Source organism: Noviherbaspirillum sp. ST9 (genome assembly GCF_048799745.1).
Taxonomy (GTDB): Bacteria; Pseudomonadota; Gammaproteobacteria; order Burkholderiales; family Burkholderiaceae_D; genus Noviherbaspirillum.
The window spans coordinates 22,301-33,940 of the sequence record NZ_JBLWFR010000017.1; the positions used below are offsets into that span (position 1 = coordinate 22,301).

The window sequence follows — 11,640 nt, forward strand, 5'->3', positions numbered from 1 at the left end:
ACTCGCCTTCGTGCACCTGCTTCCTCTAACAATGACGACACGTCCGCCACGGAAAAACATGACCAAACGGCTCAAGATCCTCACCTGGCACACCCACGGAAGTTACCTCTATTACCTCACCCAGGCGCCGCACGATTTCTACGTGCTGTCCAAGCCGGAGCGCCCTCCCGGTTACGGCGGCCGCTGCGGTCACATCCCCTGGGGCGACAATGTCATTGACCTGCCGGTATCGGAAGCCAAGGACATGCAGTTCGACTGCATCCTGTTCCAGGACGACGACCAGTACCTGAAGGACCAGTACCTCTACCTGAGCGAGGCGCAGCGGCGCCTGCCGAGGATCTACATCGAGCACGATACGCCGCGCGAGCATCCGACGGACATGCCGCATCCGGTCGACGATCCGGACGTGCTGCTGGTGCACGTCACGCACTTCAATGCGCTGATGTGGAACAGCGGGCGCACGCCCACGCGCGTGGTCGAGCACGGCGTGATGGTGCCGAAGGATGTCGCCTGGCGCGGCGACCTGGACCGTGGCCTGGTGGTGATCAACAACATCCGGACGCGCGGCCGCAGGCTGGGCGGCGACATCTTCGAACAGGCGCGCCGCTCGATTCCGCTCGACCTGGTCGGCATGGGCGCGCAGGAGGCCGGTGGACTGGGCGAGGTCGAGCATGCGCAGCTGCCAGCGTTTTCCGCGCCCTACCGCTTCTTCTTCAATCCGATCCGCTATACCAGCCTCGGCCTCGCCGTCATCGAAGCGATGATGATCGGCATGCCCATCGTTGCGCTCGCCACCACGGAAATGTCGACGGTCATCCGCAATGGCGCGTCGGGCTACATCGATACCAACGTCGACACGCTCATCGCGCGCATGCAGGAGCTGGTCAAGGACCGCGATCTCGCGCGGCGACTGGGGGAAGGCGCGCGGCGCTATGCGCTGGAACGCTTTGGCATCGAGCGGTTCGCGGACGATTGGGACAAGACTTTCCGCTTCGTCACACAGCTATAAAGGAGAAGAAAACATGTCACAAGCAGGCAGCTACCTGATCGACCGTCACGCCGCCGAGAAAGCCGTCGGCCTCGCCCTGCCGATGATCCACGAGGCCATGAAATGGAAGGAAGTCGGTGAAAGCGGCTTCCTTTACATCGTGGTGATGGATCCGTTGCGGAGTCCGCCCAACGCATCCTTCGAGGAAGCAATCCTGTATGAGTATGCCGTCGGCGACCGAACGAAGTGGGATGCGGACTACGCGGGATTTGCGCGCGCCAAGGCGCGTGTGGCGTGGCGCACCGGAATGGACAGCCATCTCGTCCAGGAATTGCGCCCCTACCTGCTGGAGCCGGGAGATACGGTGCTTTGGGGAAGCGCGATCGTGGACGGTATCACGGTGGCGGTAAGCGGTGCCAATCCCTGGTATGACGAAGCATTTGCGGGGACGGTGGCAATGTGCCTGCGTGCGGTTGCAAAGGCGGGGATCGTGCAGGAACGCGGCAAGGGGCTGTTCCTGCCGAAGAAGTAGCGGGCGGGACACACATGGTATCGGTACCATTTCCGCGGTGATAAAATCGCCGCATGAATGAGAAAGCATCCGTTACCGACATTGCCTCACCGCGCGAGAAAAAGGGCCGCCGCGGCGCCGGCGGCATTACCTTGCGCGACGTTGCCAAACTGGCAGGCGTCGCGCCCATCACCGCTTCGCGCGCGCTGAACACGCCCAACGCCGTCTCCCCGGAAGTCCTGCAGCGCGTGCGTGACGCCGTCGAACGCACCGGCTATGTTCCCAACATGCTCGCCGGCGGTCTCGCGTCCAACAAGAGCAGGCTGGTTGCCGCCGTCGTGCCAACCATCGCCGGTCCTGTCTTCCTCGAAACCGTACAGTCGCTCACGGAATCGCTCGCGCAGCGCGGCTACCAGCTGATGCTCGGCCAGAGCGGCTACCAGGATTCGCGCGAGGATGCGCTGCTGGAAGCCATCATCGGCCGCCGTCCCGACGGCGTGGTGCTGACAGGCATCATGCGTTCGGCGGAAGGCCGGCGGCGGCTGCTGGCCAGCGGCATCCCGGTCGTCGAGACCTGGGACTTGACGCCAACGCCGATTGACATGCTGGTCGGTTTTTCGCACGAGAAAATCGGCGCAGAAGTGGCGGAATATCTCCATCGGCGCGGATGCAAGCGGGTTGCCACCATCAGCGGCGACGACGAACGCGCGACGCGCCGGCAAAAGGCCTTCGCCCACGCCGCGATCAAGCTCGGGATGTGCAAGCGCGGCACCCAGGAGATTCCTTCGTTCGTTGTCCCGGCCCCGACCACCCTCGGCAGCGGACGCACCGGGCTGTCGGACTTGCTCGCCCGCCACCCGGATGTCGACGCCGTCTTTTGCAGTTCCGACCTGCTTGCCCTCGGTGTACTGACGGAAGCCCAGGCAAAGGGCCTGCGCGTGCCGGACCAGATGGCCGTGATTGGCTTTGGCGACCTCGCGTTTGCCAAGGACTTGCACCCGGCGCTGACGACCGTGCGCATTGACGGCACCGAGATCGGCCGGACGGCGGCCCAATTCATCATCGACCGCGCCGAGGGCCGCCCCGTGGCCTCTCCCATCCACGACGTCGGCTTCGCCATCGTCGAGCGCGCGAGCGCCTGAGCTCTCCTTTTCTTTCCCAAAAAACAGTTTGACATCGCATTTTGGTACCGCTACCATTTGTTTTGGTAGCGGTACCATTTGATGCGATAGAACTGATTTCACTAGCGGGATTGCTCGAAACGCCCGCGATTTTTCCCAAAGGTAAGCAGATGAATCCGAATGAGCTGAAACTTGTCCTCGAAAGCGGCCTGCTGTCGTTCCCCCTGACCGATTTCGACGCGCAGCTGAACTTCAATCCCGGCCCCTACGTGGAGCGCCTGGAATGGCTGATGCCCTACGGCGCGTCCGCCCTCTTCGCCGCCGGCGGCACCGGCGAGTTCTTTTCGCTGGAGCCTTCCGAGTACAGCCAGGTCATCCGCACCGCGATCGAAACCTGCCGTGGCCGCATGCCAATCATTGCCGGCGCCGGTGGCGGCACCTCGCTGGCGATCAAGTACGCGCAGGAAGCGGAACGCCAGGGCGCGCAAGGTATCCTGCTGCTGCCCCATTACCTGACGGAAGCCTCGCAGGAAGGACTGGTCACCCACATTGACGCCGTCTGCCGCAGTGTAAAGTTCGGCGTTATCGTCTACAACCGCGGCGCCTGCCGCCTGACACCGGAGTCGCTGCAGATCCTCGCGGACCGCTGCCCCAACCTGGTCGGTTTCAAGGACGGCATCGGCGATATCGAATCCATGGTCGCGATTCGCACCAAACTTGGCGACCGTTTCGCCTACCTCGGCGGCTTGCCGACGGCGGAAGTATTCGCAGGCGCCTACAAGGCGATGGGCGTGCCGGTGTATTCCTCGGCGGTATTCAATTTCATCCCGCGTACTGCGATCGAGTTCTACAACGCGCACGCGTCCGGCGATACCGAAACGACCAACCGCCTGATCAAGGATTTCTTCCTGCCTTACCTCGACATCCGCAATCGTTGCCAGGGCTACGCGGTGAGCATCGTGAAGGCAGGCGCCACCATCATCGGCCACAGTGCCGGCCCCGTCCGGCCGCCGTTGTCCGACCTGAAACCCAATGAAGTAGAAGCCCTGCGTGCGCTGATGGCACGACTTGGACCGCAGTAAATCCCACGAGAGACCAAAGGAGATAACCCATGAAAAAGCTGATTTCCGCGTTCGCCGTCGGCGCCGCGCTCCTCACCAATGCCTACGCCGCCGGCTATCCGGAAAAGCCGATCACCGCCATCGTCCCCTTCCCGCCCGGCGGCTCGACCGACTCCATCGCCCGCGCGCTCGGCCCGAAGATGCACCAGACCCTCGGCCAGCCGCTGGTTGTCGAAAACAAGCCCGGCGCGACCGGTGCCATCGGCGCGGGCGTCGTGAAGAATGCGCCGGCAGATGGCTACACCTTCATGGTGGCATCGATCGGCGTCTACGCCGTGAACCCGGTGCTGCAGAAGAAGCTTGCCTATGATCCGTCGAAGGATTTCGACCTGCTCACCGTTGCCGTTCGCGCGCCGAACGTGCTGGTCGCCACGCCCGCCTTCCCCACGAACAACCTGCAGGACTTCATCGCCCACCTGAAGAAGAATCCGGGCAAGGTGACCTTCGCCACCTCCGGCGCCGGCTCCTCCGACCACCTGACCGCGGCGCTGTTCTGGCAGCAGACAGGCACCAGCGGCGTCCATGTTCCATACAAGGGCGGCGCACCGGCGATCAATGACCTGCTCGGCGGACACGCCGATGTGTCCTTCCAGAACATCAACGTTGTCGCTGGCCACATCGCCGCCGGCAAACTGAAGGCGCTGGCGATCACCGGCGACAAGCGTTCCGCCCTGCTGCCGAACGTGCCGACGCTGGCTGAAGCCGGGGTGAAAAACGTGGACGTCTACTCCTGGCAGGGTGTCGCCGCGCCGAAGGGCTTGCCGGCCGACGTGAAGACCAAGCTGCTGGGCGCCATCACTGGCGCGCTGAACGATCCTGACACCAAGCGCCGCCTCACCTCCCAGGGCTTTGAGATCGTCGCCAACACGCCGGAAGAGTTCGCCAAATTCCAGGCGCAGGAACTTGCACGCTGGAAGCAGGTGATCGAAGTCGGCAAGATCGAACTCGACTGATCCCCGCGCGGACCGGCACGCCCGGTCCGCCTCTCCCGAATCATCCCCATCCTGGATTTCATCATGTCAGCAACATCCAATGCCCCGGTCATTACCGAAATGCGCGTCGTCCCGGTCGCCGGACGCGACAGCATGCTGCTCAACCTGAGCGGCGCGCACGGTCCCTATTTCACCCGCAACATCGTCCTGATCACCGATTCGTCCGGCAAGACCGGCGTGGGTGAAGTGCCGGGCGGCGAAAAGATTCGCCAGACGCTGGAAGACGCCAGGTCGCTGGTCGTCGGCCAGACCATCGGCAACTACCAGCATGTCCTCAATACCGTCCGCAAGGCGTTCCAGGACCGCGACGCGGGCGGGCGCGGCCTGCAAACCTTCGACCTGCGCATCACCATCCACGCGGTGACCGCGCTGGAGGCGGCGTTGCTCGACCTGCTGGGCCAGTTCCTGGAAGTGCCGGTCGCCGCATTGCTCGGCGAAGGCCAGCAGCGCGAGCGCGTGGAAATGCTCGGCTACCTGTTCTATATCGGCGACCGCAAGGTAACCAATCTTCCCTATGCGAGCGAACCGGATGCGAGCAACGCGTGGTTTCGCGTGCGCCACGAGAAGGCCATGTCTCCCGATAGCATCGTGCGCCTTGCCGAGGCTGCCTACGAACGCTACGGTTTCAACGACTTCAAGTTGAAGGGGGGCGTGCTGCGCGGCGAGGAAGAAATCGCCGCCGTCACTGCCCTGTCCGAACGGTTCCCGAACGCACGCATCACCCTTGACCCGAATGGCGGCTGGCTGCTCAAGGATGCGATCCGCCTGTGCCGCGACAAGCACGATGTGCTCGCCTACGCAGAGGATCCGTGCGGCGCCGAAAACGGCTACTCCGGCCGCGAGGTCATGGCTGAATTCCGCCGCGCCACCGGACTGCCGACGGCAACCAACATGGTCGCCACCGACTGGCGCGAAATGGGCCACGCGATCCAGCTGCAATCCGTGGATATCCCGCTCGCCGATCCACACTTCTGGACCATGCAGGGTTCGGTGCGCGTCGCGCAGATGTGCAATGAATGGGGCCTGACCTGGGGTTCGCACTCCAACAACCACTTCGACATTTCGCTGGCGATGTTCACCCACGTTGCGGCGGCAGCGCCGGGCAAGATCACCGCCATCGACACGCACTGGATCTGGCAGGACGGCCAGCGCCTGACGAAGGAACCGCTGCAGATCAAGGGCGGCATGGTCGACGTGCCGAAAAAGCCGGGCCTCGGCGTCGAGATCGACATGGAGCAACTCGAAGCAGCACACCAGCTCTATCTCAACATGGGCCTGGGTGCACGCGACGACGCAGTGGCGATGCAATTCCTGATTCCTGGCTGGAAGTTCGACAACAAGAAGCCCTGCCTCGTGCGTCCCTAGTTCTCTTTATCACCGAACACCATGTCACAGACCATCCGTGAATCCAGCAGCGCCGAAATCGACAGCGCTGTCTCCCGTGCCGCTACGGTCGCCCACGCGTGGGCGGCATCAGATGCCCCCACCAGGAGCGGCTTCCTGCGCCGGCTCGCCGACGGGCTGGAAGCCGAACGCGACCAGCTCGTCGCACTCGCCAATGAAGAAACGTCGCTTGGCCCGGCCAGGCTGAGCGGCGAGCTCGACCGCACCGCGTTCCAGCTGCGGGCGTTCGCGGACGCGGTCGATGCGGGTGAAGCCTTCCAGGTGATTGACGAACCGGCGGTGCCGGGCGCGCCGCCGGCAGGACATCCGCACCTGCTGCGCGTCAATATCCCGCTCGGCCCGGTGGCCATGTTCGCGGCGAGCAATTTCCCGTTTGCGTTCTCGGTGCTCGGCGGCGACACCGCGTCAGCGCTTGCTGCCGGATGTCCCGTCGTGATCAAGGCTCACCCGGCGCATCCGCGCCTGTCGCGAGCGGTTTTCGCCATGGCCAGCACTGTCGCCGACGCCACCGGTGTCCCCCAAGGCGTGCTGGAGATGGTGGAAGGCACATCGAAGGAAGTCGGCATCCATCTCGTACGGCATTCCGCCATTGCCGCCGTTGCATTCACCGGCTCCCTCGCGGGTGGCACGGCGCTGCAGAAGGAAATCCAGGGCCGCGAGAATCCCATCCCCTTCTTCGGCGAACTTGGGTCGATCAATCCGATCGTTGCGCTGCCGGTCGCCGTGCGTGAAAAAGGCCAGGAACTTGCCAAGACGCTGGCCGCTTCAATCGCGCTCGGCTGCGGCCAGTTCTGCACGAGTCCCGGCGTCCTGCTCACGCTGCAAGGCGAAGCAACCGACCGTTTCGTGCAGCAGCTTGCACAGGAAATGGATGCGCAGGCGCCGCACGGGATGCTGACGCCGGGCATTCGCAAGGCCTTCGACGAGGGCGTCGCGCGGCTGGTATCCCACGCGGCCGCGAGGCGGCTCACGACCGGCGAGCAAAACGCGGAAAAACATCCGGTTCCCAACCTGGTCGAGGTCGATGTACAGGAATTCATTTCCCATCCCGAACTCCGCCACGAAATTTTCGGTCCGTCCTGCATTGTGATCAAGGCAGGTTCGCTGCATGAGTTGCAACAAGCGCTGCAGGCGGTCGGTGGAACGCTGACCGTGACGGTGTGGGGTGCGGAGGCGGATGACCGCGAATCGCACGCCGTTGTGCGTTCTGCAATGCACGTCGCCGGTCGTGTGCTGTTTGCCGGCGTCCCGACGGGCGTTGCCGTAACCCGTGCCCAGCACCACGGCGGCCCCTGGCCGGCATCGACGGCGCCGCAAACCACCTCCGTTGGCTTGATGGCCATGCACCGCTTCCTGCGGCCTGTCGCCCTGCAGGATCCGCCTGCATGGCTGGCCGCGCGCGCCGGCATTCCTTGCTGATCGAGCGAAACGCCTGACGCACCGCGCATTCACGCGCGGGCGGCAGCGTCGCGCATACCCCAAACTTCCCGCTGCCGTCAATCCGCGCAATAGCGCATCTGCGCAATGTCAATTGCGTCACGCGTTCATTGATGCCCCCCCGCGTTATTCGCTATAATGCCGATCCTTTTGCCGTCTCGCAGTACGAGTTTCCTTCCAGCCGAATACGCACCTTCCAGCATTTGTTTTCACTTCCGGTAAGCCAATCCGGCCAGCCGAAGGGATGCGTATCGCCGTTTTCCGGAATCCCGATTGCTTTTCCCTCCGCGCGCCCATATGACGCAGCGAAGGTTGATCCGGCTGACGTGATGATTGCTCCATGAACAAAACTTCGAAGACATTGACATTGTCGGTGCGCGCCCCACGGCCCGCAGCCGAACCCGCAGCAGAACATATCGAACAAAACCAGCCGTTCCACCCGGAAGCCGCGCGTCCCGCGATTCCTGTGGTGACACGCCGTCGCTCCCGCCTGTCGGTGCAGACGCCGCAGCCGGAGACGCGTCCCGAGGCCGAATCGGCGGATCCTGATCTGGAACCGGTCGTGGCATCCGTCGTGGATCCTGTCGTGGATCCAGTCGTGGAACCCGTGGCCGCCCCTGTCGAGGAAACTGTCGAGGACTATTTCCAGGCTCCGCCCTCCCCTGCGCCGATCATCGTCAAGAAACGGTCACGCCTCTTCCCCGCAGAGCCGGCGAAAGAGTCGCGCGCAGAAAGCGCAGTTGTTCCCGCGCCGGAGACGCCGGCCGCACCGCCCGCTCGCAAGGTGCGCGTGCTGTCCAAACCGGCATCGACGGCCAGCGTGGCCGCACCCGTGCAACCGGCACGCGCCCCCATTGTGGCACCAGTTGCAACACCGGAAATGATGGAAGCGCCGCAGGCAGCGAAGCGTCCGGGACGGAAGTCGTCTTCTCCCATGATGGAGAGTGACGAGGTGGCGGAATGGAACGCGGCGGAGCGTGCCGAATTGCGCTCGTCGGGGTCGAAATCAGCCGTCGCCAAGGAAAGCCGTGAATCGGTCGAAAAGCGCCGCCGGCAACTTGCCGCGCTGATCAAGCTCGGCAAGGAACGCGGCTACCTGACGCGGACCGAGATCCACGACCAATTGCTGGACGATGCCGTCGACCAGGACGCCCTCCCCGTCATCCTGAACACCATCGAAGAGATGGGCATTGCGGTCTATGACCAAGCGCCCGACGATGCGATGCTGCTCCTGTCCGACCGTGTCGCCACCGCCCCCAGCGACGATGACGCGGAAACCGTCGCCGCCACCACTCTGCTCGCCGACGACGGCGACTACGGCCGCAGCACGGACCCGGTGCGGATGTACATGCGTGAAATGGCAGGCACTGAACTCCTGACCCGCGAAGGCGAGATCGAGATCGCGAAGCGCATCGAAGATGGCCAGCGTGAAATGATCAGCGCGATTTCCGCCAGCCCGGCGGCGATCGGCGAGCTTCTCGCCATTGCTGCAAACATTGAAAGCGGAAAAACCGCCGTCGACGACATCGTCGATGGACTGGCCGAACTGGAAGAAGCGGTTCCCGCCGCCGCGCAAGCGGACGGCGACGACGAAGACGACCTGGACGAGGACGATGACGCCGCGCCCGCGCCCGACGAGAGCGGCGTTTCCGCTGAACAGCTGGAACGGCTTCGTACGCTGGCCCTGGCAAAGTTTGCGTTTATCGCCGAGCAAGCAGACATCATGCGCAATGACGCCGATGGCCTGCACGGCAAGGACTACCGTGCCGCGCAGGACGCGGTGACGCAGACACTGCTCGGCATCCGCTTTACGGTCAAAACCGCCGACAAGCTGTGCGCCGTGGTGCGCAGTCAGATGGAAGAAGTCCGCGCGATCGAAAAGAAAATCGCCGCGATCATGGTGGATCAGTGCGGCATGCCGCGCGACCGCTTCGTTGCCACCTTCCCGGACAACCAGACCGATCTCGGCTGGGTGCAACGCGAAGTGGATTGCAACTATCCCTACAGTGCGGCGCTCGCGCGGCGCATGCCCGCGGTCTGCGAATGGCAGGTCAAGCTGGCCGAACTGGAAACACGCGCCGGCCTGCCGCTGCCCGAACTGCGCAAGGTGGACCGCCGCCTGCTCGCGGGCGAACGCCGTGCGATGAATGCCAAGCGCGACCTGACCCAGGCCAACCTGCGCCTGGTCATTTCGATCGCGAAGAAATATGTCAATCGCGGCCTGCAATTCCTGGACCTGATCCAGGAAGGCAACATCGGCCTCCTGCGCGCCGTGGACAAATACGAATACCGTCGCGGCTTCAAGTTCTCGACCTATGCGACGTGGTGGGTGCGCCAGGCAATCTCGCGCGCCATCGCCGACCAGGCGCGCACAATCCGCGTCCCGGTGCACATGATCGAAACCATCAACAAGATGAATCGCATCATCCGCCAGAACATCGCCGCCACCGGCGAAGAACCGGATGTGGCGACGCTGGCGGAAAAGCTCGGGCTGTCGACGCAAAAGGTGGAAGAAGTCATGAAGATCGCCAAGGAACCCGCGTCGCTCGATGCGCCGGCGGGCGAAGACGGCGATGCCATGCTCGGCGATTTCATCAGCGACGATGCCACCCTGTCACCGGAAGCCGCGGCAATGCGTGCCGGCATGCAACGTGCCATTTCCGAGGTGCTGGAAGACTTGTCGCCGAAGGAACAAAAGGTATTGCGCATGCGCTTCGGACTCGATGCCGTCAGCGACCACACGCTGGAAGAAGTCGGCAAGCAGCTCGAAGTCACCCGCGAGCGCATCCGCCAGATCGAGATGAAGGCCATGGCCAAGCTGCGCCACCCTTCGCGCGCGGACAAACTGCGCGCCTTCCTCGAAGAGCACTGATCCCCTGTTGTTCGCAACCCGGCACTTCGCCATGAAGTGTCGGGCCTGATCCATCTCCCCGCCCACGGCGAAGACGGCGATTTCCGTCTTATCCTTCTTGCATTCTCCTTTTTAATCAACGAGTTGGCGAATCTTCGCAGGCATTCGCACGCGCTGGCACACCTCTCGCAATAGGGTTGTCGAGCGCAACGAAATGCTCTTCCAACCCAAACCAACCTCAGGAGATTTATCCATGTCCACTCTGATGATCAAAGACCTCGCCATCGCTTCCGACCTCGACCGTGCTGCCATGTCTTCCGTACGCGGCGGCTACTACAAGGGCGCACCGTCCTGCTGGACCCCGTCCTACTGCGCGCCGAGCTGGGGCATGCCGACGTCCTACGCACCGGAGCAAAAGTTTTCGTTCGACGCCTCGCAGATGATTGGCCAGTCGCAGAACGTCATGAACAACAACGGCAACAACGTCGCCTTCGCCAGCGGTATCACCTCGACCGTGAACCCGACGCAGTCCGCGAACAACAACATCAACTTCTGATTGTTTTAAATACAGACAAACCGATTTGCATTCACACCCAAGGAGACCTGAAATGACTACCCTGCTGATCAAAGACCTCGCCGCCGCCACCGAACTCGACCGTGCCGACATGGCTGCCGTATCCGGCGGTTGCTACTACAAGCAGCCTTCCTGCTGGACGCCCGCCTACTACTGCGAGCCCGGCTATGGCGTGCCGACTGCACCGAAGGGCCATCCGACTTCGTTCTCGTTCGATGCCTCGCAGTCGATCGGACAGTCGCAGAACGTGATGAACAACAACGGCAATAACGTTGCGTTTGCTCATGGCATCAGCTCGACTGTGAATCCGACGCAGTCTGCCAACAACAACATCAACTTCTGATTGTTGTTACTCGCGACTGTCTGGAGCCCTCCCTCTTGCTGGGGAGGGCTTTTGTGCTTTTCTTCGGTGACCCGGTTCTGTAGCCACTCCGTTGAGGCTTGCCGGGACTGGCCCCGGCGGGCCACTCACTTTCTTTGCTTCGCCAACGAAAGTAAGCAAAGATAGGCGACCTGTAGGAGTCAACCACATAGGTAACAAAAAAGTTCAATCACATGGGTTACACCTTCAGGTTCAAGTAACCACGCTCGCCGCCCTTGCGCTCATCAAATCGGCCCAATGCAATTGGGCCGAAATACAC

Annotated in this window: 10 protein-coding genes; all 10 read left to right on the forward strand. The window is 63.0% G+C overall.

The window, feature by feature from the left end; all coding sequences use genetic code 11:
- Nucleotides 1–58 precede the first annotated feature (58 nt).
- The 10 genes from ACNOHI_RS24315 to ACNOHI_RS24360 all read left to right on the forward strand — a co-directional run bounded on the left by ACNOHI_RS24315 (nucleotide 59) and on the right by ACNOHI_RS24360 (nucleotide 11,342).
- Nucleotides 59–1,009 carry a glycosyltransferase family 4 protein gene (locus tag ACNOHI_RS24315; protein WP_420477313.1) on the forward strand — a complete coding sequence of 317 codons (951 nt, stop codon included), beginning with the start codon at nucleotides 59–61 and terminating at the stop codon, nucleotides 1,007–1,009.
- Nucleotides 1,010–1,022: 13 nt separating this feature from the next.
- Nucleotides 1,023–1,520: a hypothetical protein gene (locus ACNOHI_RS24320; protein WP_420477314.1), complete on the forward strand. Its 498-nt coding sequence runs from the start codon at nucleotides 1,023–1,025 to the stop codon at nucleotides 1,518–1,520.
- 53 nt (nucleotides 1,521–1,573) lie between these two features.
- Nucleotides 1,574–2,641 (forward strand): LacI family DNA-binding transcriptional regulator, encoded by a 1,068-nt coding sequence (locus ACNOHI_RS24325; protein ID WP_420477315.1) that lies wholly within the window; start codon nucleotides 1,574–1,576, stop codon nucleotides 2,639–2,641.
- A gap of 149 nt (nucleotides 2,642–2,790) precedes the next feature.
- Complete coding sequence (kdgD, locus tag ACNOHI_RS24330; RefSeq protein WP_420477316.1) at nucleotides 2,791–3,702, forward strand: 5-dehydro-4-deoxyglucarate dehydratase; 912 nt, start codon at nucleotides 2,791–2,793, stop codon at nucleotides 3,700–3,702.
- A gap of 29 nt (nucleotides 3,703–3,731) precedes the next feature.
- The gene (locus ACNOHI_RS24335; RefSeq protein WP_420477317.1) at nucleotides 3,732–4,694 is read left to right on the forward strand and encodes a Bug family tripartite tricarboxylate transporter substrate binding protein; all 963 of its coding nucleotides are present in this window, start codon (nucleotides 3,732–3,734) and stop codon (nucleotides 4,692–4,694) included.
- A gap of 63 nt (nucleotides 4,695–4,757) precedes the next feature.
- Nucleotides 4,758–6,098 carry a glucarate dehydratase gene (gene gudD / locus ACNOHI_RS24340; protein ID WP_420477318.1) on the forward strand — a complete coding sequence of 447 codons (1,341 nt, stop codon included), beginning with the start codon at nucleotides 4,758–4,760 and terminating at the stop codon, nucleotides 6,096–6,098.
- 21 nt (nucleotides 6,099–6,119) lie between these two features.
- Nucleotides 6,120–7,556: an aldehyde dehydrogenase (NADP(+)) gene (locus ACNOHI_RS24345; protein WP_420477319.1), complete on the forward strand. Its 1,437-nt coding sequence runs from the start codon at nucleotides 6,120–6,122 to the stop codon at nucleotides 7,554–7,556.
- A 358-nt stretch (nucleotides 7,557–7,914) separates the two neighbouring features.
- Nucleotides 7,915–10,446 carry an RNA polymerase sigma factor RpoD gene (gene rpoD / locus ACNOHI_RS24350; protein ID WP_420477320.1) on the forward strand — a complete coding sequence of 844 codons (2,532 nt, stop codon included), beginning with the start codon at nucleotides 7,915–7,917 and terminating at the stop codon, nucleotides 10,444–10,446.
- 232 nt (nucleotides 10,447–10,678) lie between these two features.
- Nucleotides 10,679–10,981 carry a hypothetical protein gene (locus tag ACNOHI_RS24355; RefSeq protein WP_420477321.1) on the forward strand — a complete coding sequence of 101 codons (303 nt, stop codon included), beginning with the start codon at nucleotides 10,679–10,681 and terminating at the stop codon, nucleotides 10,979–10,981.
- 52 nt (nucleotides 10,982–11,033) lie between these two features.
- A complete protein-coding gene (locus ACNOHI_RS24360) occupies nucleotides 11,034–11,342 on the forward strand; it encodes a hypothetical protein (protein ID WP_420477322.1) in 309 nt (102 codons plus the stop codon).
- Nucleotides 11,343–11,640 lie beyond the last annotated feature (298 nt).

What these genes read in the sequence shown, in the direction of transcription:
- ACNOHI_RS24315 (WP_420477313.1), top strand. Translation starts at nt 59, where the DNA reads ATGACCAAACGGCTCAAGATCCTCACCTGGCACACCCACGGAAGTTAC.
- ACNOHI_RS24320 (WP_420477314.1), top strand. Translation starts at nt 1,023, where the DNA reads ATGTCACAAGCAGGCAGCTACCTGATCGACCGTCACGCCGCCGAGAAA.
- ACNOHI_RS24325 (WP_420477315.1), top strand. Translation starts at nt 1,574, where the DNA reads ATGAATGAGAAAGCATCCGTTACCGACATTGCCTCACCGCGCGAGAAA.
- kdgD (WP_420477316.1), top strand. Translation starts at nt 2,791, where the DNA reads ATGAATCCGAATGAGCTGAAACTTGTCCTCGAAAGCGGCCTGCTGTCG.
- ACNOHI_RS24335 (WP_420477317.1), top strand. Translation starts at nt 3,732, where the DNA reads ATGAAAAAGCTGATTTCCGCGTTCGCCGTCGGCGCCGCGCTCCTCACC.
- gudD (WP_420477318.1), top strand. Translation starts at nt 4,758, where the DNA reads ATGTCAGCAACATCCAATGCCCCGGTCATTACCGAAATGCGCGTCGTC.
- ACNOHI_RS24345 (WP_420477319.1), top strand. Translation starts at nt 6,120, where the DNA reads ATGTCACAGACCATCCGTGAATCCAGCAGCGCCGAAATCGACAGCGCT.
- rpoD (WP_420477320.1), top strand. Translation starts at nt 7,915, where the DNA reads ATGAACAAAACTTCGAAGACATTGACATTGTCGGTGCGCGCCCCACGG.
- ACNOHI_RS24355 (WP_420477321.1), top strand. Translation starts at nt 10,679, where the DNA reads ATGTCCACTCTGATGATCAAAGACCTCGCCATCGCTTCCGACCTCGAC.
- ACNOHI_RS24360 (WP_420477322.1), top strand. Translation starts at nt 11,034, where the DNA reads ATGACTACCCTGCTGATCAAAGACCTCGCCGCCGCCACCGAACTCGAC.